Raw genomic sequence first — 22,850 nt, forward strand, 5'->3', positions numbered from 1 at the left:
CCACCTCCCCGCTGATCCACCCTACTGCATTCGGCGGCCCCCCCACTGCGGCCCCCCCCACTTCTCTGTTTATCCAGTGACTAATGACCAATGACTAATGACCAATGACTAATGACCAATGACTAAAATCCAGGTAACTCCAACCCACTGGTTAATTCTTCCATACGTTCCCGCATTGTTGCTGTGGACTTGTTGTAGGCTTCTTTCATTGCCACTGTTACAAGATCAGAAAGTACTTCTGCACCTTCTGCTAAAGCATCTGGAGAAATTTCTACTCGTTTTGGTTCTTGGTTTCCACTGACAATCACCTTCACCAGACCACCGCCAGATTCTCCTTGAATCTCCATTTGCTCCAATTCTTCTTGGAGTCGCTTTGCACCTTCTTGAACTTGCTGTGCTTTCTTAAAAGCTTCGGCCAGTTCCTTCATTTTTCCTAAGCCAAAGCCAAATCCCTGTCCTTTTCCTGTCATAATTATTTGTACGCGTGTGCGTTGAATAACAAATCAATCAAATTCAATTATAGATGCGGTAAGTAATTTGCCTCTTTTTTTACCAATAATTAATGCATCCTAGAATAAATTATGGGGCACAAGATGCAGAGGTACAAAGGAGAAAGACTTACTCCAACTTCTCCTCTGCTCCTTTGCTTCGCGCATTCCCGGAATTAAAAGTTTCAACAAGCACCTTGAAACTCTCCGAGCATTTTAACTTCTGGCTCTAAATTAATAGACCAACGTTCTTGTACTTGATGTTGGATGTGGCGAATGAGACAGAAGATGTCACTAGCTTTTGCTCCACCACGATTAACGATAAAATTAGCATGGAGTAGCGCTACTTGTGCTCCACCAATTTGGTAGCCTTTCAGACCAGTTTGTTCAATTAACCAGCCAGCACTGTAAGGTTTGGGATTGCGGAAAACACTGCCACAACTGGGGAAGTTGTATGGTTGGGTGCTTAACCGATGCTTTTTGTGTTCTTTGGTGATTGCCACAACTTTTGCTGGGTCGGCACCTGGCGCTAGTTGTAATGTAGCTTGGGTGACTATGCGATCGCCACCTTGCAATAATGAAGTTCGGTAGCTATAACCTAACTGTTCCGGGGTAAGAGTTTCCAACGTACCATCGGGTGAAAGTACCTGGGCAGTAACTAACATATCTGCGATACAGCTATTATGTGCCCCCGCGTTCATTACCACTGCACCTCCGGCTGTTCCAGGGATACCAACAGCCCACTCCAATCCTTGCCACCCTAATTCTGCTGCCGCCAATGCCAAGCTAGGAATTGACTCTCCAGCAGCAACGGTTAATTGACCGGTTTGGGGGTCAAAGTGGCTGAAGCGGAGATGACGAGTAGCAATGACTAAGCCTGATATACCACCATCGCTCACCAGCAAGTTAGAACCTGCTCCCAGCGTTGTCACTTTTAAATTACGTTCTTTTGCGTATTTAAGACTTGCTTGCAGTGCTTCTAAGTTTCGGGGGGCAACGTATAAATCAGCGGCTCCCCCAACTCTATAGGAAGTAAATGCTGATAAAGAAGCCTGGGACTTGATCGCACAATCTGTACTGGGTAAGTAAATTACTTCGCTCTCCACTGAATTAGCTATTTGCTGTTTCTTTGTATTCAAAGCAGAAACTGTGCAGACGTTTCCAGCTGCCTGGGAAATGGTCATCTTTACTTTGTTTTGGTAAAATTTTTACATTAATTTACCGCAAAGATACGGTAATAGAATTCACAGATGAAACCGTTGCTAGAAGGGCACTTTGTTTGGAAATAAAACTTCGCAAAGTATCCATTTAGGATGTGGCTTTAGCCGGTTCACAGAGTATCGTAATTATTTCAGGAATCACCTGGTTCAAATTTCCAGCTCCCAAAAACAGCGCCAAGTCTCCTGGGCGTAGTGTTTGTAGCAAGTACTCACACACTGCGGGTAAAGTTGGTTGATAAACTACCTGCGAATGCTGTTTAGCAATTTCCGCCGTTAGACGTTCACCACTAATTTGCCCTAAATTAGGTTCGCCTGCACTGTAAATATCAGTCAGCACAACCAAATCAGCATGGGTAAAAGACTCGGCAAATTCTTCTAAAAAGGTCAGTGTACGGCTATAGCGATGGGGTTGGAAGATGGCAACCACTCTTTGCCCTGGTCTTGCCTGTAAACGTGCTGCGGCGAGAGTAACGCGAATCTCGCTAGGGTGGTGAGCATAGTCATCAATGAAGGTAATGCCATTGACTTCACCTCGAAACTCAAAGCGTCGTCTTGCTCCTTCAAAGGTGGCGATACCTTTGGCAATTGCTCCAAATTCTAAGCCCAAAGCGCGACCAACAGCTACTGCGGCTAAAGCATTGCTGAGATTGTGCCGACTGAGCAACCGCAACGTCAATACGCCCAAAGCTTTGCCTCTTTCCCAAACCAAAGCCGTAGTACCATCAGCACGGTAATCAATATTGGTGACGGTGTAATCAGCGTCGGTATCTGAGTATAAGCTGTAGGTAATTGTGGGTTGCAAGCGATCGCGCACCGTAGCACAGTCAATACTACCTATTAACGTTTTACAACCCTTAGCAAATGTCTGGAAGATGTCAATGACTTCTTCTAATGTATCGTAATGGTCAGGATGATCTAGTTCAATATTGGTAATGATGCCAATTTCGGGAGCGTGTTTTACTAAAGAACCATCTGATTCATCTGCTTCGGCTACCAAATATTGGCTTTGTCCCAATCGAGCATTACCTTCCCAAGCATTGACTTCGCCACCGACTAAAATCGTTGGGTCTAGACCTGCTTCCAGAAGCATATAGCCAATCATGCTACTGGTTGTAGTTTTGCCGTGTGTTCCTGCCACTGCAATACTGTAGTAATCGGCAATTAAAGCTGCTAGTAAATCTGAACGATGTAAAACTGGACAACCTAATTCCAGAGCTGCTTTGTATTCTAAATTATTAGTGTTAATTGCTGTTGAACAAATGACTTGAGGCAGTTTTGACTTAGTATCAGTAGGTAATTGTTCTTGTGAATTTAATACTACTGTATTAGCAAATACCTTAGGGTGAAAGAATTCGAGATTGCTTGCCTCTTGTTTACCAAAAATATGAGCGCCGATAGATTCTAACTTGTGCGTAATGTGGTTAGGACGAAGATCCGAACCTGATACTGGAAATTGACGCTTTGCAAGAACGTATGCCAGAGCAGACATACCTATGCCACCGATACCAATGAAATGAAATGGTCTACCACTAAAATCTACAGAATTAGTCATTTATTGCTCCTCTTACACCACACCACACCATAATCACAAATGACACGCGTATCATAACAGGAATTTGATTTTTACCGTAACTACTCCTGTATCATGTTCATGTTTGATGCCCAAATGATGTTTCTGCTCTGGCTTTCCTGGTTCAGAATGATTTTACCTTGGTTGGAGGTTTTTGCTTTTTCTGAACTGTTCTTAAGATTATTCTGAAAATTTTGGCCGCATCGGGAAAGAAATTCTTGTAATGTCAAATACATATTTTTGGCTACCTTACTGGAATTGGCTACATAATACATTGTTTAGTGAAACTAATTTGAAATTGCATCAAGTCTAGGCATGAATTGAGTACAATAGTACATTGGTAATGAAACTATTTTTCAATTGCATAAAACCCAGGCTTAACTGGATGCAGCAACTAGCAGTTTTTGGTGGCACATTCGATCCAATTCATTGGGGACACCTGCTCGTAGCTGAGACAGCTTTGCATCAAGTATCCCTTGAAAAGATAATTTGGGTGCCATCCCTAAATCCTCCTCACAAAGAAGCAGCTTTGTTTGAGCATCGTCTGCAAATGTTGCAATTAGCCATCAAAGATAACCCAGCATTTACTGTCTCACTAGTGGAGACTAATCGCTCTGGGACTTCTTATGCCATTAACACCCTGATTGACTTATCTGCCTGTTACCCAAATACTCACTGGTACTGGATTGTGGGCTTGGATACTTTCCAAACCTTACCCGGTTGGTACCGAGGACACGAATTAGCACAAATGTGTGATTGGTTAATCGCACCCCGACAGCTAGGTGGTGAGACTATAACTCAAAGCAAATTAATCTGCAAGCAAGTGGAGCAACAACTCAGAGAGCAGTCATACAACATTCACTGGCAACTCTTGAATATACCTTTAGTAGGAGTTTCGTCAAGTCTAATTCGCAAATTTTGTGGCGATCGCCAGTCAATTCGTTATTTAGTCCCGGAATCGGTCAGATCATATATCACTAACAACAATCTCTACTCTTACAAATCTGAATAAATTATGTGTTTTTTTATTGATCTAACACTTTATGGTTAAAAGTGCCCCCCCCCTTTGCGATATGATTGGGGTCAACGATATCAACATATAAGCATAAATACAGAGGGCAAGACACTGTGATTAGAGTTGCAATCAACGGTTTCGGGCGGATTGGACGTAACTTTGCGCGTTGCTGGGTGGGTAGAGAGAATAGTCGGATTGATCTTGTCGCTATTAATGACACTTCAGACCCTAGAACCAATGCTCACCTGCTGAAGTATGACTCAATGCTAGGGAAGATCAAGGGTGCTGAGATTAGTGCCGATGATAACTCTATCATCGTTAATGGTAAGACCATTAAATGCGTATCCGATCGCAACCCAGAAAACTTGCCCTGGAAAGATTGGGGAATTGACCTAATTATCGAAGCAACCGGGGTATTTACTAGCAAAGAAGGAGCGCTCAAGCACGTAAATGCCGGAGCCAAGAAAGTTCTGATTACCGCTCCTGGTAAAAATGAGGATGGTACTTTTGTAGTTGGTGTGAATCATCATGACTATGACCACAACAAACACCACGTTATCAGTAACGCTAGCTGTACTACCAACTGCTTGGCACCAATCGCCAAGGTGTTGAACGATAAGTTTGGCATCATCAAAGGCACGATGACCACCACCCACAGCTATACAGGCGATCAGCGCTTGCTAGACGCTTCTCACCGGGATTTGCGACGGGCAAGGGCCGCAGCGATAAACATTGTACCCACCTCTACTGGCGCAGCAAAAGCAGTGGCACTGGTTATCCCAGACCTCAAAGGCAAGCTAAATGGCGTTGCCTTGCGCGTACCAACCCCGAACGTCTCAATGGTAGATTTCGTAGTTCAGGTTGAGAAGCGTACTATTACTGAAGAAGTTAACCAAGCTCTCAAAGATGCTGCCGAAGGCCCACTTAAAGGGATTTTGGACTACAGCCAACTAGAACTAGTATCTTCCGATTATCAAGGTAGTGATGCTTCTTCGATTGTCGATTCTAGCTTGACTTTGGTTATGGGCAATGATCTAGTAAAAGTTATGGCGTGGTATGACAACGAGTGGGGTTACAGCCAACGAGTCTTGGATCTGGCAGAATTGGTAGCTGAGAAGTGGCAATAATTAATTTGTCATTAGTCATTGGTGAGCCAGTGCGGTCTTCTCCCAAAGGGAGAGGCTAGCGCCAAGGGGGTTTCCCCCATGAGCAGCTGGCGTTAGCGCAGCGCTAGCGACGCAGGAGCGTCACCCGAAGGGTCATTAGTCATTAGTTATTGGTCATTAGAAAAAGGACAAATGACAAAGGACAAAGTACTATTGACCAAAATGTTGAAATCCCTGGCTAAGACTCAGAAATTGGTCAGGGAATTTTTTTTGCTCGTCGTGCAATATTACTGTCGATCCGGCTGTAATTCTGCCTGCGATCGCAGCACCTTCTCCAAGGTGTTGCACTAAGGTTGATGCTAACTCTTGTGGTAAACACAGCACTAATTCAAAGTCTTCGCCACCATATAGAGCATAAGCTAGCGCTTGCTCTTGTGTCAGCCAATGGTTAAAAGTTTTTGGTAGGGGAATTTGTCTGCGTTCTAAAACAGCGCCAACGCTACTGGCGCGGCAAATTTGGATTATCGCATCTGCTAAACCATCGCTGCTATCCATACCAGCAATGGGCATGGGGCATGGTAAGATTTTCTGGAGGATTGGTAAGACATCTAATCGTGGCTGTGGGCGTTGGTGTGCGCGGATTAGAGCCGTCTTTTCTTCGTTGTTGAGGTTTTCTTTTAATTCAGGATGCAAGAGTAGTTCTAAGCCCGCTCTTGAGGCTCCATGAACGCCTGTAACGACGATCGCATCCCCAATCGCAGCACCAGAACGACGGATAATTTGACTAGGGTTAACTTGACCAAAAGCGGTAATTGCCAGAGTAGTAATAGGCGATCGCACAACATCACCCCCAACAATCGGGGTATTGTATTTTTGCAGGCATTCTGTCATTCCCTGGTACAAGCGTTCTACCCAACTCACCTTAAGTTCACCAGGTAGTCCCAAGCCGACAGTGATTCCCAATGGAGAAGCCCCCATTGCTGCTAAATCTGATAAATTGGCAGCAGCAGCTCGCCAACCAGCATCTTCTGGGGAAGTGGTGAGATTACTAAAATGCACGCCATCAACCAGTACATCTGTAGTCACTACCAAAGATTGCCCTGGTACAGTTTCAAGTACTGCGGCATCATCGCCGATAATTTCTGGTGGGCAAAAGCGTTGTAATCTTTCTAAAAGACCTTGTTCGCCAATGTCTTTTACCTGTTGAGAAGATAAATCACTGTTCACAATCGGTTTTCCGTGTTGCAAAATTACGAAGAAAACTGATGATTTACTTTACTGTTTAAGATAAAGGTATTGTCTAGGAGTTAGTTGGAATGGTAACAACACCAGTAACCAGCATTACGTTTGAGGAGTACTTAACCTATGATGATGGTAGCGATTTTCGCTATGAACTGGTGGATGGGAAGCTAGAGTTAATGAATCCACCTACTATTGAACATTTCCTGATTGCCAAATTTCTTGAGCAATTACTAGATGCAGAAATCAAACGTTGTAACTGTACTTGGCTGTGTTTTCGGGAAAGTGGGGTGAGAACTGGTAGAAATAAATCTAGGTTGACCGATCTGTGTGTAGTTACACTGGAGCAAGCCAGAGAATTGTTGAATGCTTCAGCAGTATTTGAGTCACCCCCGTTACTAATTGTCGAGGTGGTTAGTCCAGAATCGGTTAAACGGGACTATCGTTATAAACGCTCGGAATATGCGGCTTTAGAGGTTCCTGAATATTGGATTGTAGACCCACTAGAAACAGAAGTTTCCGTGTTACTACTGGAAGATGGATTGTACGAAGAAACAGTTTTTACAACAACTCAACAAATTGTATCACGAACTTTTCCAGAATTAGCGATCGCAGTCGATCAGATATTCACCGCCGGGAATCTGAATCAGGGGAGACGCGATTAATCGCGTCTGTACAGGAATTATTCTCTCCCTGCTCCTTCTTATGCAGCTTGCGGCTGAACCAGATTTTCTATTCCCTGAACCACAGTTGCCGATTCAATTTTGTCACCAGCCTTTAGTTTATCCAAAACTTCTTTACCTTCGGTTAGATAGCCAAAAACGGCATAACGACCATCCAAAAGGTTGCGTCCGGCGGGGGTGAGTTCTGGTTCAAACAAAAAGAAGAAAAATTGTGATGAACCACCATTTACTTCACTTTCAGGACGAGCCATCACCACTGCACCAAAGGCAGAAAAAGGTAGAACTGGCATATCAACGTAACGTCCAGCTTCTTCTAGAGTAATGCCATAAGTAGGTGCTTTATCGCCTTTAACTAAGACTTCTAAGGGAATAGCGCGATATTTGCCCGTTGTTGGGTCAATAAAACCCACATCTTTCCCAGCAGGATCTCCAGTTTGGAGAAAGTAAGATTCTTCAGAACGGGTAAATTCTAAGCCATTATAAAAACCCCTCTGTACCAAATCTACAAAATTACCAGCAGTTACAGGGGCGCTATAACCGTCTACGACAAGAGCTAAATCGCCTTTGTTGGTTTTAATTTCTACAGTGGCACGACCTTTAAGTTGTGGCAGGTTGCTATACTCAGCAGGAACTTCAAAGGGAAATTGTTTCACCATTGAATCTTCTAGCTCAGTAACGAGATTTAGTAGTTTATTTCTCTCTTGCAGAATTTGTTCTTTATCTTTCCTGTTCGCCAATTCTTCCAATTTACCAACCCCAGCTTTCAACTCGGTAATCCAAGCTTCGGCTTGGGGTTGGCGTTCTGCTGGAACGCTTGTTAAGATTTGGGAAGGTTTATCGAGAATGCGGGATGCTTGGCTGATGTCTTTGGAAATAGCACCCCAACGTCGATTCGCCCGCAGTTGGGCAGAGATGTCCTCTAAGCTGCCTTGTAGTTGCCGCACAGGTTTGTTATCTATCGGGAGTGCATACCGTAACAAAGCCTTTCCGTCTGTAATTGCATTGCCGGCTGGGAGTGCGGCGCTACTGGAGGGAGTCCACCCAACTGTAGTTATGCCTAAAAATATTGTTATCAGCAGTATTGCCATTAGGCTCTTCTTCAGCCAGGATTTTAAGAAGTTAAGCATGGGATAACTCAAATGCAGCAGTGAATTGTTGACTGGACGTAACCCATAAATAATCTTCCCACAGTATGAGTGCTGAGTACTGAGTGCTGAGTGCTGAGTGAAAATAAATGCAAGTGGATGGAGGGAGTGGGGAGTAGAGGATGAGGGGGATGAGGAAGAACCCAATGCCCTTCAGGAGTGCTGAGTGCTGAGTGCTGAGTGGGAAATCTCACTTCTTTACTCAGCACTTCTTTACTCGAAACGGGCTAAACGCCACGCTGACGCTAACGGAACTGTTTTGCCTTATGCTCAATGCCCCGTGACTAAATAGCTAATTACTCCGCTTGAAGGGTACAATAAATGCCGATTGTCTTCCAAAATTTGAAAGTTTCATGATCTCCAGTAACGACTTTCGACCCGGTGTTTCAATTGTATTGGATGGGTCTGTATGGCGAGTGCTTGAATTCTTGCACGTCAAACCAGGCAAAGGTTCCGCCTTTGTACGAACTAAGCTAAAAAATGTCCAAAGTGGGAGCGTGATGGAAAAAACGTTCCGCGCAGGGGAAACAGTACCACAAGCCACTCTAGAAAAAAGTACGATGCAGCATACCTATAAAGAAGGCGATGAGTTTGTCTTTATGGATATGGAAACCTACGAAGAAGGCAGATTGACTCGCGAACAAATTGGCGATCGCGTCAAGTACCTCAAAGAAGGTATGGAAGCCGAAGTGATTCGTTGGGGCGAACAGGTGCTAGGAGTAGAATTGCCTAAGTCTGTGGTTCTGGAAATTGTACAAACAGATCCAGGTTTAAAAGGTGACACTGCCACAGGTGGCTCAAAACCAGCAACTCTGGAAACTGGTGCAGTTGTAATGGTTCCTTTATTTATTTCCCAAGGAGAACGTATCAAAGTTGATACTCAGGAAGATAAATATATCAGCAGGGAATAACTTTCATCTCTACGGAGATGTTTGCTCCCAATTTAAATCCCTATATAGGGATTAATTCCCTGCCACACTTAAGATGCTCATTTACGGATAGGTCGAGGTAATAAAAACTGTGCCATTGGACTTTAATGAAATCCGCCAACTTCTGGCAACTATCGCACAAACAGATATTGCAGAAGTCACGCTCAAAAGCGATGATTTTGAGCTAACAGTCCGTAAGGCTGTGAGCGTTAGCAATCAGATGTTGTCGGTAGGTCAAGGGACTTTAGGCGGTGTGGTAGGTTCAGGCTTGACATCGGGTTCATCTGGGGGAAACCAGATGAGCGGAAGTCAGGCAACGGAGGTGTCCACATCTCGTGTATTTGAGAATACTGGAACTAGCACACAAATGCAGTTATCAGTAAATCCTCCCTTAACCATCGACCAAAGATTAGTAGAAGTGCCTTCCCCAATGGTAGGAACGTTTTATCGCGCTCCTGCGCCTGGGGAAGTAGCATTTGTGGAAGTGGGCGATCGCATCCGTAAGGGTCAAACAGTCTGTATCATTGAAGCCATGAAGCTGATGAATGAAATCGAAGCCGAAGTCTCTGGACAGGTGATGGAAATTCTTCTCCAAAATGGCGACGCTGTAGAATATGGTCAACCTTTAATGCGAATTAACCCTGATTAAGTATTAATGTATATATGAAGTGAATCATTGTTAAAATTTTCTGTCCTTGCGGGTTAACCCTGATGAAACAAACGTTGCCTTTACCACCAGAAGTGGTGCAACAAGTAGCTGAATACTTCAGCCTGTTAAGTGAGCCAATGCGCCTACGGCTGCTACACTTATTACGGGATGAAGAAAAATGCGTGCAAGAGTTGGTAGAGGCAACACAGACTTCTCAGGCAAATGTGTCAAAACACCTGAAGGTAATGTGGCAAGCAGGTATTCTTAGCCGCCGCAGTGAAGGAACTTGCGCCTATTACCGGGTGGAAGATCAAATGATTTTTGATTTGTGTAATCGGGTTTGCGATCGCCTCGCCACAAGGTTAGAGCAGCAAGCCCGTAATTTTCGCGTGTTAAATAGCAAACTTTAGGTCAGTTGTCATTTGTCATTTGTCCAAAACTAATGACTAATGACTAATGACTAATGACCAATGACTAAAGCGGATAATCTTTCTGAAACTGTTCGCGAGTTAGCGGTTGTTGTAACTCTACACCCTCACCGCCTAAAACATCCAATGGTTTGCCGTTCACGTCAATGTACACCTTGGCTTTGGGATTTAAACTTGTCGCAGTATAAACAACTTGTCCGATGCGGCCCATCATTGAGGTGCTACCACCACCATTGGTAAAATCTTCAGATAAATTAACGTGAACCTCGTTATTTTCCGCCTTCAGTCCCAATAGCTTAGTTTCTTTAGGGATAGTTGTTGAATCTGTCCCTTCTGTTGGGCCTGCTAACAAACTCTGGAAAGCTGCTTCTAAAGGCTGGTTGGGTCGAATAGAAGCGACTTTAACAGGCTGGGGAACCAAAGCAACATTTTTGTCCTTCGGTCTTAGCCAATAAACGTTAGGGGTTTGCTCATTAGCTGGCTGCCTAGTTGATGGCTGTGCTGGTTGATCGATGCGCGCAGAGGGGTTTGATGGTGTGGGAGTATTGCTGGACTGTGTGGTAAACCAAGCTACACCGCCACCCACCGCTACAACCGCTGCTGACACAGCTGCAATTACACCTGAAGAAATACGATTAGATCCTTGTTGGTCTTTCATGTTCAAAACCTTCCTAACTGAGGGCTGATATGGTAGTTATGTGAGGAGCAGCCTGGTTAAAGACGATACTTATAAGTAGAGAGTTTCCCACAATTTAGAGGAGACTTGATGGCTTTTAATTCTGCAAGTTTCTAATTCAATTCTAGAATTTTTACTTTTAATCCGTCACCTACCAGATTATGTAAATTATGGGGAATGGGGAGTGAAAAGTTAAGAGTTAGGAGTTAGGAGTTGGGGACAAGCGAGAATTATTGGACAAGTCTCTCCCTTCTCCCTCCTCTTCGTTATCTACCTTATCTCTTCTCCATGCCCCATGCCCTTCAGGAGTGCTGAGTGCTGAGTGGGGAATCTCACGGATGACTCTAAGCCGAGGAACTCGAAACGGGCTAAACGCCCCGCTGACGCTAACGGAACTGTTTTGCCCCATGCCCTATGCCCTATGCCCTATGCCCTATTGCTTCGGTAATCCACTGTTTAAGTGTTGTTGTCACTTCATCAATGACTATTTCTTGAGATTTACGGGTGGCTCTTTCTACAATTTCAACTTTGCCATTAGCGATCGCCCGCCCGGTTACAATTCTATAAGGGATGCCTATCAAGTCAGCATCTTTAAATTTCACTCCAGCACGTTCGTCACGGTCATCTAGTAGGGTTTCAATTCCTGCTTGATTGAGTTCTGTGTAAAGTTTTTGGGCGATTTCGATTTGTTGAGCATCTTTAATGTTAGGAATTGTGACGATCGCGTGATAGGGTGCGATCGCAACTGGCCAAATAATCCCATCTTTATCGTAAGATTGCTCTACAGCAGCTTGTGCTAATCGTGACACACCTACACCAAAACAACCCATAAATAGCGGCTTTTCTTCACCCTGTTCATTGGTATAAGTTGCTCCCATTGCTTGGGAATATTTAGTGCCTAATTGGAAGATGTGACCTGCTTCAATTCCACGAGCGCTTTGTAAGGTTTGTTCTGGGTTATGGATGGCGCGATCGCCTGGTTTTGACTTACGTATATCTACTACTGTACTTGGCAATGTAAATTGCTTACCCCAATTAGCACCAACAACGTGATAACCAGCTTCATTCGCACCTGTAATAAAGTTTTTTAAATCAACGGCTGTTTGATCTACCAAGCGTAAAAACTTGGGATGCATCTGCTTGTTGGCGGTAATATACTCATCTGCGATATCTGGCGCAATATAACCTAAAGGTAAAGATTTAGCTGTCCATGCTTGCTGGGCTTCTATATTTGGTACATCCAAACTAATAATAGTTTTGGCACCATATTCAGAAGCTAATTTAGTCAATTCATTTTGCAATTTGACTTCATTAACTTCCTGATCGCCTCGGATGCTTACCAGAACTAACACCGTTACACCATTATCATAAACTGTCTGATAAAGGACGTTTTTCACTAATTGAGTGGGAGAACAGTTGAGGAGTTGACAGACCTTTTCAATGGTTTCTGTTCCAGGTGTATCCCGTTTTTCATAGGTTGTAAACCGTGAGGTTTCGGCGTCAATTGGTAAAGAAACAGCCTTTTCTACGTTAGCGGCGTATTTACCATCCTCAGTGTAGAGAACTTCATCTTCGCCAGCTTCCGCCAAAATCATAAATTCTGTGGAACCAGAACCACCAATTGCACCCGAATCAGCCTCTACTGCCCGAAAAGCTAAACCAGAACGCCGTAGGATATTGCTGTAGGCTTTATACATATCCTGGTAAGTTTCTTTAAGGCTGGCTTCATCGGCGTGGAAGGAGTAGCCGTCCTTCATAATAAATTCCCGTCCGCGCATTAAACCAAAGCGGGGACGAATTTCATCACGGAATTTGGTTTGAATTTGGTAGAGATGCAGTGGTAGCTGGCGATACGAGCGAATCATATCACGAGCGATCGCTGTGATTACTTCCTCATGAGTTGGGCCTAATCCTAATTGTTGCTCCCGGCGGTCAATCAGGGAAAACATAATCCCTTCAGCTTTGGTGTAAGTGTCCCAACGTCCCGATTCCTTCCATAAATCAGCAGGTTGTAATTGTGGTAGAAGACATTCTTGTGCGCCTGTAGCGTTCATTTCTTCCCGCACAATCTGGGAAACTTTTTGCAGTACCCGCCACATTAACGGGAGATAAGCATAGATACCACTACCGATGCGATGAATGTAACCTGCACGGAGTAATAATTTATGGCTGGGAATCTCAGCATCAGCCGGATCCTCCCGCAGTGTAACAAATAACATTTGTGAAAGTCGCATCGTTTAATCCCTTTCCATAATCACTAATTTGTTTATAAACCACCTGGCGATTAGAAATCGCGGCCATACAAACTCTCGTCTGCCTGGGCGGACTAAAAAGGTATCCTAGTTTTTGAACTTGCGTTGTGTGCGATCGGCATCTTACAGTCATTAAGATATGGCATAATATAATCTTTGCAACTATTTAATCTAGGTCTAGGTTATGAGTCCTTTGACATTAAAACTAGACACCGTTCACCTGAGTGACGAACAATTTTATCACTTATGTCAAAATAACCGCGAATTGAAATTTGAACGCACTGCCAAGGGAGAATTAATCATCATGTCCCCCGTTGGAGGTGAAAGCGGCAATAGAGAAGCAGATTTAATTATTGATCTAGGAATCTGGAATCGGCAAACTGGCCTTGGTTACACTTTTAGTTCTTCTACTATATTCAAATTACCCAATGGTGCTGACCGTTCCCCAGATGCTGCTTGGATTCAACGAGAACGTTGGCAAGCACTTACACCTGAACAAAGACGCAAATTCCCCCCTATTGCACCCGATTTTGTCATTGAATTAAGGTCAGCAACAGATGATTTGGAAATGTTACGTTCCAAAATGCAAGAATATATAGATGCAGGGGTGCAATTGGCATGGTTAATTAACCCCCAACAGCAGCAAGTAGAAATTTATCGCCAAAAACAAGATACGGAAGTGCGAAATCTACCCACACAATTATTGGGTGAAGATGTATTACCAGGATTTAGCTTGAGTCTTTCTTGTTATTAAGATTTGCAAGTGCTGCTAAACCTCCACTATCTGCCAACACTTTCCATTGCAGCAGAAAATACTTTATAAGTCTGCGTAAGTACGCTTCATTAAAAAATCTACGTAGGCGGACTAAGAAGGTATCCTAATTTTTTAACCTGAGTAATGTGCCAAGCACAGCGCAATAGGCAGGTTTTACCTCGACTTCATTACTCAGGGCATATTACAGCCGTTAGGATATCTTAAAAGAAATAACCATCAGGCGATTAGAATCAGGACATCTTTAGGAGAAACTACTTTGGCAAATGTAATTTATCAAGCACAGGCACCCTTAGAATTTATTCCTCCGGCGTTTAACCCTTTATTGCTACGAGTCGTCCATCTGTTGCTACCCAGTTGGATAAAATGGCAAACACCTATTACCGAAATTGAAGCAGACAACGTAGAAGTTCTGGTGGATCTCTATCGCCAGTTTCAAGACGGTAAGATCCGTTTTCTGCTGGCATTTCGCCATCCGAAAACAGACGATCCGTTTTGTTTGGGCTACTTGCTGTCTCAACTCGTGCCAAAGGTAGCGCGATCGCAGGGTACAACACTACAACTTCCCATTCACGCTCATTTTATCTATGATCGCGGCATTCCTCTCTGGGCAGGTTCCCACGTTGGCTGGATTGCTTCTCATTTAGGTGGGACTCCAATTCAGCGAGGTAAAGCTGACTGGACGGGGTTACGTTCGGCGCGTGACTTGTTTGCTAATGGTAAATTTCCGATGGCGGCTGCGCCTGAAGGTGCTACCAATGGTTTATCAGAGAATATTAGCCCCCTTGAACCTGGTATTGCCCAATTAGGCTTTTGGTGTGCTGAAGATTTGCAAAAAGCTGGAAGCGACCAACAGGTTCTAATTGTACCAGTTGGGATTAAATATAGTTACGTTGATGCTCCTTGGGAGGCGATCGCTAATCTTTTAAGTGAATTGGAAGCGGCTAGTGGTTTACCTGTGAATCCAGCAGAAAATGCTTCTATAGAATCGCTTTATCCCCGGTTGTTGACTTTGGCAGAACATTTACTTTCGTTGATGGAAAAATTTTACACGCGCTTTTATCATCTAAAGCTTACAGATGTCAAAACAGTAGGAAAAGAAATTGAAAATAGAAATGAAGCATTAGCAATTCGTTTACAAGCTTTATTAAATGCGGCACTACTAATATCAGAACAGTATTTTGATTTGCATTCAAAAGGTACTTTGAGCGATAGATGTCGGCGGGTAGAGCAAGCTGGGTGGAATTATATATTTAGAGAAGATTTTAAGGATGTAAAAGGAGTATCTGCTGTTGAAAGAGCTTTAGGCGATCGCATTGCTGAAGAAGCAAATGCAAGGATGTGGCACATGCGTTTAGTAGAAAGTTTTGTCGCTGTTTCTGGTAATTATATTCGTGAAAATCCAACAGTAGAAAGGTTTGCTGAGACGACTTTAATTTTATGGCAGATGATTGCTAAAATTAAAGGCGATAAAGGTGTACAGCGTCCGCAGTTGGGTAAGCAAAAGGTAAAAATTACTGTGGGTGAACCCATATCTATTTCTGAGCATTACCCAGCGTATAAGGAAAATCGTTTAGGTGCTAAACAAGCTGTTGCTGATGTGACAAATGATTTACAACACGCGTTGGAAAAATTGATTTGAAAAATAAGACTAGAATAAACTGCACTATTCCAGTGTAAAAATTAGCTATGACCTATTAATTTATCAGCTAATTTACCAATAATACATCAGATGGCCTAGTATGAGCTTCTAAATAGTCATCAGGACGATTTCGTACAATTACTAGATCAGGTTCGGGTTCGCTGTTATCAGGTATAATAATTGGTTCTTGTCCTCGAATAATCGCCTCTTCTACCACCAGCTTGAATAATTCCCGATATAAGCGGGTGCTGCAAACAGAATGCAGTGTGCCTTTTGCTGCCATCTGGATTATTTCACCCTTAATTAGCTCAACTCGGTCATTATCCTCAAAGAAGCCGAGTTCAGCTAGACGATGATATTCAGCTATAGTAAAGCGTTTAGCAGTGGTAAGGCTCATAACAGCTACGAGAATGCAGAGTTATTTTTATCTTAATATAGCTGTAACTGATTAAACTTCTGCGATGGAAGATGGTGAGGTGTTGAGGTCTTCTTCTTTATCAGTTCCTGTAACTGTTTCTATACTTACACCCTTCCAAGGAAAATCAAAATATTGTTCCTGAACCGTTTTTAATTCCTTTATTGACTCTTGGAAAAATAATTTAATAGCAGATACGTGGTTTTCTTCAGATAAAAAGTCTTGTAAGCTTTTTCTATAAAATATACCTGACCATGCTGGCAAAACTTTTAAATTACTAGGAGTCCATAGATTGGGTTTATCGTTAATTATTTTTTGCATAGATTCAATAATTTTTGGGCGTTGTCCAAACTTAGGAGAAACGTGCAAAAATATACCTAAATATAGATAATCAGTTAAATTACTTGGATTTAAACCGAAGTATCCAAGACCACACCAGAAATCCCATGTTGAGGGAGAAAAGTGGGTGTAGATAATATATCTCTCGTCCCATTTCCATTGAGTCCTACTTGCTGCACCTCTGATAACACCTCCAAAAGCTACCCTGAATTCTTGCTGTACTTCTTCACTGAGGGTTGATTCCATGAGATGGAGAGTTTTGTTAAAATTCACCATTGTCAATAAGTCAAGCGATGAAAATTGATTAGTGGTAGACATTCCATTTCTCCTCATGAACATTAATGTTTCTTGGGCTAAGATATCAGTTTCGTATTGTTGTAATCGGGCATAAAATTGATGCCACCTCAATTGATAAAAACTTACTGTTGGCTCTAGATTAAATGCTGGAGTTTTAATTTCTTTTTTCGGATCATAATCACGGCTAATGTAAATTAAAATTCGATGTCTGACATTTGGTAATTTACTCAAAATTTCAGCATATTTTTTTAAAGAATTATTTCCATCCTTCGCGCCAATTTTTGATTCAAAAAATATTACATCTGTAGTTAAACCAGTTGACAGTTCAACCACAATATCAAGTCTGCTATTCTCTGTATGGCTTTCAAGTCCTTTGTGTTCTTGTTGAGTTGAAATCTTAATGCTGGAATAATTATCATCACTAATGATTGAGTGATGTTTTAGCCAACCAAGTAAAATATCATTATTCAATGACAAAAAATAAGCAACAATCTCAGTAAAAAAATCTTCACGCGGTTTGTTTCCTGAATGTAGATTGAGTAAATTAGTAAACAAAGACATTTATTTTTAAGTATTTAAGGTAATTCCAAAAAAGTTATACACACTAAGCTTGTAGTCGTGCTTGAACAAGGCTACATAAAAGTTTTATAAGTTATGTTTGTATTCGGTATTATTAGTGTTGCAGCAGTTATAACTTAGCCGATCGCAGTTTGACAAGAGTGCTATACTATACCAACAAAAATAGGGGTAAAATTTTTACCCTTACAAATTTATGTATTATTTTAAGGAAAGCTAGAGAAGGTTATTGCTCTGAAGTTAAGTGACTTTCTAGCAAAGATGCGATCGCGTCAGGATGAATATTCTTGTATTTCTTGTTACCAAGCTGTAAAACACAGTTGGGAGCGCTGCCACAGCATTTTTGGCAACTAGTATGTTCAATGTTAACTTTGTCTAACAAACCGCGATCGCACAAAGTTTTTTCTAAATCTGATAATAAACCTTTACCACCACGTTTCAGGCAACCGCCCTTTTGACATACCATAATCCTCGCTTTAGGTTGAGGTGGTAAATCTTGCTTTGGACACGCATCAATTGGTGAGACTCGATAGGCTTTTATTTTTATTTTACTTGTGCGCGAATCTACTTTGCTATGACCACAAACACGAACTCGCTGACCGGGAACTAAGGAAGAACTTAGAGAACGGCGTAACTCTTTAGGCAGTTTGATTTCCACATTTCCAGATGGAACTGCCAATTGCAAGTATTTATATTTTCCTGGTTCACCACCAACAAAACCTAGTAACTGTCCTTCAAGGTTCAATTCTGATAATGTCAAATACTTGTTACCCATGATTGATAAAAAGTTATTGGGAATTGGGAATTGGGGATTGGGAATTGGGATTGAGAATTGGGTACTGAGAAAATATTCCTAAATACTTATTTTCTAGTCCCCATTCCCCAGTCCCCTTACACGAGGCGTTTAGCTTCTACTGTTTGGGGTAAATTTGCTGTGTCTGGTAAATCACGAAATTCTAATTCCCAACCATTTGCTAGGGTGAGAATCTTGCCATCATTTCCATCGGTTTGTTTGACGACTTCTTCTTCCAGGTCTTTTTTAGCAACGTAAACTACTAAAGTGCCGGCGTCATTCATGCGTAGCATTACTTTCATGAGATTCCTCAACAGATTCTAGTTCTTTTTTCATACAGCCGACGACAAATCCTGTTTCTAAGAAATGCACAGCATATATATAGGAAGTTTGCAAATATGTGCCTATACTTGCTATGTAGCCGATATCTCCTTTATTCACTAAAACTTGCCCGACTTCTTTACCAGGAAAGGTACCATCGTTTTTGAGCAGTTTCCGAACTCTGACTTTTTCACCAATTTCAAAAGCAGGTGGCAAGTGGAGTTCTAATTCATCGCGTTGCATGAGAGTACCTCTGTTCTCTGACCAAATTTAATAATTCTTCTGTCGTCAAACTGCGTTTTTTCTGTACCGATTGATGGCGCACTGCGTCTAAAACAGATTGGGTTTCTTGGGAGTTCAAGAAAATTCCATGCTGTTCTAGCAAGTTAGCAACTAAATGCCGTCCAGAATGTTTACCTACTACTAAACGCCGTTCCCAACCCACCTCTTCGGGAGCAAATGGTTCGTAGGTAGTGGGATTTTGCAATACCCCGTGAGCATGGATGCCAGATTCGTGAGCAAAGGTATTTTCACCAACGATCGCTTTCCAGGGTGGTAAATCTGCACCGGATGCAGCTGCAACTAGTTGAGACAGTTCCAGGAAACTGGGAGTGTGAATGCCCAAATCAACGCCGTAGATGCGTTTGATCGCCATGACAACTTCTTCTAATGCGGCATTTCCCGCCCTTTCACCCAATCCGTTAACTGTGGTACTCACTGATGATGCTCCGGCTTTGATACCCGCAAGGGCGTTGGCAGTTGCTAGACCAAAATCATTATGCGTGTGGATTTCTAGGGGAATCGTTAACGCTGAAACCAGCCGTTGGACTTTGGTGTAGGTGGTAAAGGGGTCGAGAACTCCTACAGTGTCGCAAAAGCGGAAGCGGGATGCACCCCATTCTTGGGCATAAAGTGCTACATCTAAGAGGAAGTTTTCATCAGCCCTGGAAGAATCTTCGCCGCCGACTGCTACCCAAAGACCTTGATCGAGGGCAAAGTTGATTGAGTCTTTGAGTTTTTGTAAACTTACTCGCCACTGACCATGAAATTTAGTGGCAATTTGGATACCAGAGACGGGAATAGCAATATGCACCCTGTTCAAACCACAGGCGATGGAAGCCTTGATATCTGAGATGACAGCACGGTTCCAGCCCAAGAGTTTTGCTTGTAAACCTAAGTTAGAGATTGCAGCGATCGCCCGCGTTTCTTCGTCACCCATTGCCGGTATACCGACTTCTAATTCCGGGATACCAATGGCATCGAGAAACTTAGCGATCGCTACTTTTTCTTGTAGAGTAAAGGCAACACCTGCGGCTTGTTCGCCATCACGTAATGTAGTGTCATTAATTATGATTTGATTCATTGCAAATATCCCTCTCTTGGAAGTATTCTTAATATCCTTTCCCTCTACAATCCCTCGTGATGGTAAATGCTAAAAATATCACAATTCATAATGTAGGATACATGATCCTTAATTATTGCCCTATTAGTAGCATCACATCTGTATGACAGGGAACTAAAACAATGTATAATTTTCTAATCGTTTTTACCGATGTCAGTTGAAATGTCTTCGAGTAGCAATGAACTAATATAACTATTAGCAAATCCTGAGCAAAGTAATACACAGAATCCAGCAATTAAGGATGTAATCATCTTCGTAACCTCATCTTTTCTAGTGCATGTGAGTGTAATTTAGGCAGGTAATGGTACTCAGAGCTACAGGGTTTCAATTTACTAACTTTGGTCTGCTAGCCAATCAAATATCTTTCCTAGCTGTTCCACATCAACGAAACCATACTGCCAGAGGAGCATCGGTAGTGGGCCATTTTCTAATTCACGGTGTCGCAGAGCTACAGCAATATCGGCATTTGAAAGTTCAAGTTCATTGTGCAAAAAATTGAGGAGTTTTATATCTCTGTTCCGAGTCGCCATAATCAAACTTTCAATTTATTAATTTGGGAAAAAATTAAAAATCAGAATTCCCAATTTAGATTTGGGAATTTCGCCTTTTTAATTGTTGCTACATGTCAGGGAAATTTCAGATTTAGTAGAGCCAACAAAATCTAAACCTCATCTAATCCATCTCAGTCTGCAACAAATTCTGTTAGCAGACAGTAGCTTCAACTTCTAAATTTATTCGAGCTTTGTGCATTTATGAACAAAAAGGATGAAGTGCAGTCCTTGAGTCATGAATTCAAGATTAATCGTCTTTAAATTAGGTCTTTTTGAAATAATCATGACTCATCACTGTAATGCCAGCAACGCTCTAGCCACTCTAATAATTCGTGACGAGAACCAAGAAATTGCATAACTGTACTGCGAATCAGAATTACTTCGAGCAAATTGTTCACTTGCACTCGTAAAGAACCATCGGGGGGACAAGAGCTATTAATTTTTAACTCTTGCAAACGGTGATAGATTCGCCAGCGATCGCTCAAAGGAATCTGCAAAACGTGATTTGTCATTTGTCATTTGTCCTTTGCCATTTGTCAGTTGTCTTTTGTCCTTTGTCATTTGTCAGTTGTCCTTTGTCCTTTGTCCTTTGCCAATGACTAATGACTAATGACCAATGACCAATGACTAATGACTCTTAACGCCTAAAGTTTGCAGTTGTTTTTCGAGTTGCTCTATACGTGAGAGCAAAGAACGAATCACGGTTGCTTCCACATCGGGTAGCTTTCCATGTTCTAAAGGAGAAAGGCTGGCGGCTTCGTTCCGAGAAATAATTCGACCGGGAACTCCCACCACAGTGCAATCGCTAGGGATATTCCGTAAGACAATGGAACCTGCGCCAATACGGACGCGATCGCCAATTTGTAGATTACCCAAAACTTTTGCACCCGCCCCAATCACTGCATTTTTACCTACTGTGGGATGTCGCTTACCAGTTTCTTTACCAGTTCCGCCCAGAGTGACGCCCTGATAAATCAGTGTATAGTCGCCCACGATCGCAGTTTCGCCAATGACAACCCCCATTCCGTGGTCGATAAACACGCCCTGACCAATCTCTGCACCTGGGTGAATTTCAATTCCGGTCAAAAATCGCCCCAAATGAGAAATTAAACGGGGGATAAAATCCACTCCTCGGCCATGTAACCAGTGAGCAAGACGATGCAAACAGAGTGCGTGCAATCCTGGATAGCAAAATACTACCTCTAGCCAATTCCGTGCTGCTGGATCGCGCTCAAAAATAATGCGAAAATCACTCAATAATGGCTCAAAAAAAACGCCAGAGAGTAGATTTTTCAGCATGGATGTGCGCGTAGAATCCTGCGTTTTGGTAGTTTGGCGATCGCTAATACTGTCTAAAGACTGTTGCATCGGTAATGTCTATCTGATAAATGAGCCATCTGCTATTTTTATGCTTATATCAGGTGACATCCAACTCGATAGGAAACCCAATGCTGATTGGATTTATTGGATTGATTAAGGTTGTACTCAAACGCCGAAACCCCGACTTAACATAAAGTTAAAATTTGTCTGGGGTTGGGGGCGCTAGTATTTAACGATGGGGGTACTAGTATTTTTGGGGCAGGGGTTAAGAATTTCTGTACTCGCTACAAGAAACTTTATCTGTAAGCTTTTGCTAAGATTTCGTCAATATATTTTGCAATATATTAAGCTGTACTCAGATGCACTCAAGTATGAGTTAGATGAGGCTACAAACCGATATTCTGTATATCCTACTACTATTATTATCCTATTATTTAGTTGGGTGCAACACAGGTTTCTTTATTTTCTTTTAGGATTTGCTGTCTGTATGCAGATATACCTTTAAAAATATAGTTATCGCTCATCATGACTGTTTTCTTATTATATAGATGTGTGGGAATAGCCAACACAAAATCTTAGAGCGGCATAATAGATAGATATTCTCATAGCAGTTAAATAATTGCTGATTGCTGTAGTGGCGTAAGGCTATGCTACCCTAGCCACGAAACTTGTAGAGGCTTACTAATGGAGTTCAAAAGCTCATTAATGGAGTTCAAAGGCTCATTAATGGAGTTCAGAGGCTCATTAATGGAGTTCAGAGGCTCATTAATGAGTATCAAAGACTCATTAATGAGTATCAAAGACTCATTAATGGAGTTCAAAGACTCATTAATGGAGTCCAAAGGCTCATTAATGAGTATCAAAGACTCAAGAACCAGATGCAGCTTTATTTGACTTTTAACTTTTGACTTTTGACTTCCGCCTTGCGGTACTAGTTCCCTCCCCAATACATAGGGGGAGGGTTAAGGTGGGGTAAAACTGACACGAAAAACCAGGTAAGTAAACTATTTCAGACTTGTGTA

At 42.3% G+C, this 22,850-nt stretch carries 24 protein-coding genes and 1 pseudogene; 8 read left to right on the forward strand and 17 right to left on the reverse strand.

The genetic code is table 11. The features are described from left to right. Positions 1 to 122: 122 nt before the first annotated feature. The 3 genes from ACFE93_RS09805 to murC form a co-directional block, all read right to left on the reverse strand. Positions 123 to 470, reverse strand: a complete 348-nt coding sequence (locus ACFE93_RS09805) for a YbaB/EbfC family nucleoid-associated protein (RefSeq protein WP_099100025.1) — start codon at positions 468 to 470, stop codon at positions 123 to 125. Between the two features lie 203 nt (positions 471 to 673). Continuing rightward, positions 674 to 1,672 carry a UDP-N-acetylmuramate dehydrogenase gene (gene murB / locus ACFE93_RS09810; protein WP_375473115.1) on the reverse strand — a complete coding sequence of 333 codons (999 nt, stop codon included), beginning with the start codon at positions 1,670 to 1,672 and terminating at the stop codon, positions 674 to 676. A 124-nt stretch (positions 1,673 to 1,796) separates the two neighbouring features. Continuing rightward, positions 1,797 to 3,260 (reverse strand): UDP-N-acetylmuramate--L-alanine ligase, encoded by a 1,464-nt coding sequence (gene murC, locus ACFE93_RS09815; protein ID WP_375473116.1) that lies wholly within the window; start codon positions 3,258 to 3,260, stop codon positions 1,797 to 1,799. Between the two features lie 403 nt (positions 3,261 to 3,663). Between murC and nadD the strand changes: the two genes are divergently transcribed. Together nadD and ACFE93_RS09825 are read left to right on the forward strand one after the other, a co-directional pair. Next, positions 3,664 to 4,290 (forward strand): nicotinate (nicotinamide) nucleotide adenylyltransferase, encoded by a 627-nt coding sequence (gene nadD / locus ACFE93_RS09820; RefSeq protein ID WP_375473117.1) that lies wholly within the window; start codon positions 3,664 to 3,666, stop codon positions 4,288 to 4,290. Between the two features lie 116 nt (positions 4,291 to 4,406). Further along, positions 4,407 to 5,420 (forward strand): type I glyceraldehyde-3-phosphate dehydrogenase, encoded by a 1,014-nt coding sequence (locus tag ACFE93_RS09825; protein WP_375473118.1) that lies wholly within the window; start codon positions 4,407 to 4,409, stop codon positions 5,418 to 5,420. A 189-nt stretch (positions 5,421 to 5,609) separates the two neighbouring features. Here the strand turns inward: ACFE93_RS09825 and thiL are convergent, their stop codons facing one another. Then, positions 5,610 to 6,626, reverse strand: coding sequence for a thiamine-phosphate kinase (gene thiL / locus ACFE93_RS09830; protein ID WP_375473119.1), 1,017 nt, complete (start codon positions 6,624 to 6,626; stop codon positions 5,610 to 5,612). An 89-nt stretch (positions 6,627 to 6,715) separates the two neighbouring features. Between thiL and ACFE93_RS09835 the strand changes: the two genes are divergently transcribed. Next, complete coding sequence (locus ACFE93_RS09835) at positions 6,716 to 7,303, forward strand: Uma2 family endonuclease (RefSeq protein ID WP_375473120.1); 588 nt, start codon at positions 6,716 to 6,718, stop codon at positions 7,301 to 7,303. 38 nt (positions 7,304 to 7,341) lie between these two features. Here the strand turns inward: ACFE93_RS09835 and ACFE93_RS09840 are convergent, their stop codons facing one another. Next, positions 7,342 to 8,448: a peptidylprolyl isomerase gene (locus ACFE93_RS09840; RefSeq protein ID WP_375473121.1), complete on the reverse strand. Its 1,107-nt coding sequence runs from the start codon at positions 8,446 to 8,448 to the stop codon at positions 7,342 to 7,344. A gap of 371 nt (positions 8,449 to 8,819) precedes the next feature. On the opposite strand from ACFE93_RS09840, the gene efp reads away from it, so the two are divergent. The 3 genes from efp (at position 8,820) to ACFE93_RS09855 (ending at position 10,454) form a co-directional block, all read left to right on the forward strand. Beyond that, entirely contained in the window at positions 8,820 to 9,377 is a 558-nt protein-coding gene (efp, locus tag ACFE93_RS09845; RefSeq protein ID WP_094349903.1) for an elongation factor P, read from the forward strand. Positions 9,378 to 9,486: 109 nt separating this feature from the next. Beyond that, complete coding sequence (accB, locus tag ACFE93_RS09850; RefSeq protein WP_375473122.1) at positions 9,487 to 10,044, forward strand: acetyl-CoA carboxylase biotin carboxyl carrier protein; 558 nt, start codon at positions 9,487 to 9,489, stop codon at positions 10,042 to 10,044. Between the two features lie 62 nt (positions 10,045 to 10,106). After that, positions 10,107 to 10,454 carry a metalloregulator ArsR/SmtB family transcription factor gene (locus ACFE93_RS09855; RefSeq protein WP_292755361.1) on the forward strand — a complete coding sequence of 116 codons (348 nt, stop codon included), beginning with the start codon at positions 10,107 to 10,109 and terminating at the stop codon, positions 10,452 to 10,454. A 64-nt stretch (positions 10,455 to 10,518) separates the two neighbouring features. On the opposite strand, the gene ACFE93_RS09860 is transcribed toward ACFE93_RS09855, so the two are convergent. From ACFE93_RS09860 to ACFE93_RS09870, 3 genes are all read right to left on the reverse strand, one after another. After that, positions 10,519 to 11,130 carry a GerMN domain-containing protein gene (locus ACFE93_RS09860; protein ID WP_375473123.1) on the reverse strand — a complete coding sequence of 204 codons (612 nt, stop codon included), beginning with the start codon at positions 11,128 to 11,130 and terminating at the stop codon, positions 10,519 to 10,521. A gap of 217 nt (positions 11,131 to 11,347) precedes the next feature. Next, the gene (locus tag ACFE93_RS09865) at positions 11,348 to 11,557 is read right to left on the reverse strand and encodes a hypothetical protein (protein ID WP_375473124.1); all 210 of its coding nucleotides are present in this window, start codon (positions 11,555 to 11,557) and stop codon (positions 11,348 to 11,350) included. Positions 11,558 to 11,567: 10 nt separating this feature from the next. Next, a complete protein-coding gene (locus tag ACFE93_RS09870; RefSeq protein WP_375473125.1) occupies positions 11,568 to 13,382 on the reverse strand; it encodes a proline--tRNA ligase in 1,815 nt (604 codons plus the stop codon). A 202-nt stretch (positions 13,383 to 13,584) separates the two neighbouring features. On the opposite strand from ACFE93_RS09870, the gene ACFE93_RS09875 reads away from it, so the two are divergent. Continuing rightward, entirely contained in the window at positions 13,585 to 14,154 is a 570-nt protein-coding gene (locus ACFE93_RS09875; protein ID WP_375473126.1) for a Uma2 family endonuclease, read from the forward strand. 277 nt (positions 14,155 to 14,431) lie between these two features. Further along, positions 14,432 to 15,814, forward strand: coding sequence for a 1-acyl-sn-glycerol-3-phosphate acyltransferase (locus tag ACFE93_RS09880; RefSeq protein WP_375473127.1), 1,383 nt, complete (start codon positions 14,432 to 14,434; stop codon positions 15,812 to 15,814). Positions 15,815 to 15,887: 73 nt separating this feature from the next. Here ACFE93_RS09880 and ACFE93_RS09885 read toward each other — a convergent pair. From ACFE93_RS09885 to cysE, 9 genes and pseudogenes are all read right to left on the reverse strand, one after another. Beyond that, positions 15,888 to 16,211: pseudogene (locus ACFE93_RS09885) on the reverse strand (Uma2 family endonuclease); the annotation flags it as partial. Between the two features lie 51 nt (positions 16,212 to 16,262). Beyond that, a complete protein-coding gene (locus tag ACFE93_RS09890) occupies positions 16,263 to 17,426 on the reverse strand; it encodes a PD-(D/E)XK nuclease family protein (protein WP_375473128.1) in 1,164 nt (387 codons plus the stop codon). A 241-nt stretch (positions 17,427 to 17,667) separates the two neighbouring features. After that, on the reverse strand, positions 17,668 to 18,216 hold the full coding sequence (locus ACFE93_RS09895; protein WP_375473129.1) for an NAD(P)H-dependent oxidoreductase subunit E: 549 nt from the start codon (positions 18,214 to 18,216) through the stop codon (positions 17,668 to 17,670). A gap of 116 nt (positions 18,217 to 18,332) precedes the next feature. After that, the gene (nifT, locus tag ACFE93_RS09900; RefSeq protein ID WP_334785861.1) at positions 18,333 to 18,536 is read right to left on the reverse strand and encodes a putative nitrogen fixation protein NifT; all 204 of its coding nucleotides are present in this window, start codon (positions 18,534 to 18,536) and stop codon (positions 18,333 to 18,335) included. Continuing rightward, on the reverse strand, positions 18,511 to 18,798 hold the full coding sequence (locus tag ACFE93_RS09905) for a nitrogen fixation protein NifZ (RefSeq protein ID WP_375473130.1): 288 nt from the start codon (positions 18,796 to 18,798) through the stop codon (positions 18,511 to 18,513). Before ACFE93_RS09905 ends, nifT begins: the two co-directional genes overlap by 26 nt. Beyond that, positions 18,785 to 19,918: a homocitrate synthase gene (gene nifV / locus ACFE93_RS09910; RefSeq protein WP_375473131.1), complete on the reverse strand. Its 1,134-nt coding sequence runs from the start codon at positions 19,916 to 19,918 to the stop codon at positions 18,785 to 18,787. The genes ACFE93_RS09905 and nifV overlap by 14 nt, the downstream gene beginning before the upstream one ends. Positions 19,919 to 20,289: 371 nt before the next feature. Continuing rightward, positions 20,290 to 20,487 carry a DUF2949 domain-containing protein gene (locus tag ACFE93_RS09915; protein WP_375473132.1) on the reverse strand — a complete coding sequence of 66 codons (198 nt, stop codon included), beginning with the start codon at positions 20,485 to 20,487 and terminating at the stop codon, positions 20,290 to 20,292. A 302-nt stretch (positions 20,488 to 20,789) separates the two neighbouring features. Further along, positions 20,790 to 21,020, reverse strand: a complete 231-nt coding sequence (locus tag ACFE93_RS09920) for an Asr1405/Asl0597 family protein (protein ID WP_375473133.1) — start codon at positions 21,018 to 21,020, stop codon at positions 20,790 to 20,792. 115 nt (positions 21,021 to 21,135) lie between these two features. Beyond that, positions 21,136 to 21,876 (reverse strand): serine O-acetyltransferase, encoded by a 741-nt coding sequence (gene cysE, locus ACFE93_RS09925; protein ID WP_375473134.1) that lies wholly within the window; start codon positions 21,874 to 21,876, stop codon positions 21,136 to 21,138. Positions 21,877 to 22,850 lie beyond the last annotated feature (974 nt).

Source organism: uncultured Nostoc sp. (assembly GCF_964247315.1).
GTDB lineage: Bacteria > Cyanobacteriota > Cyanobacteriia > Cyanobacteriales > Nostocaceae > Nostoc.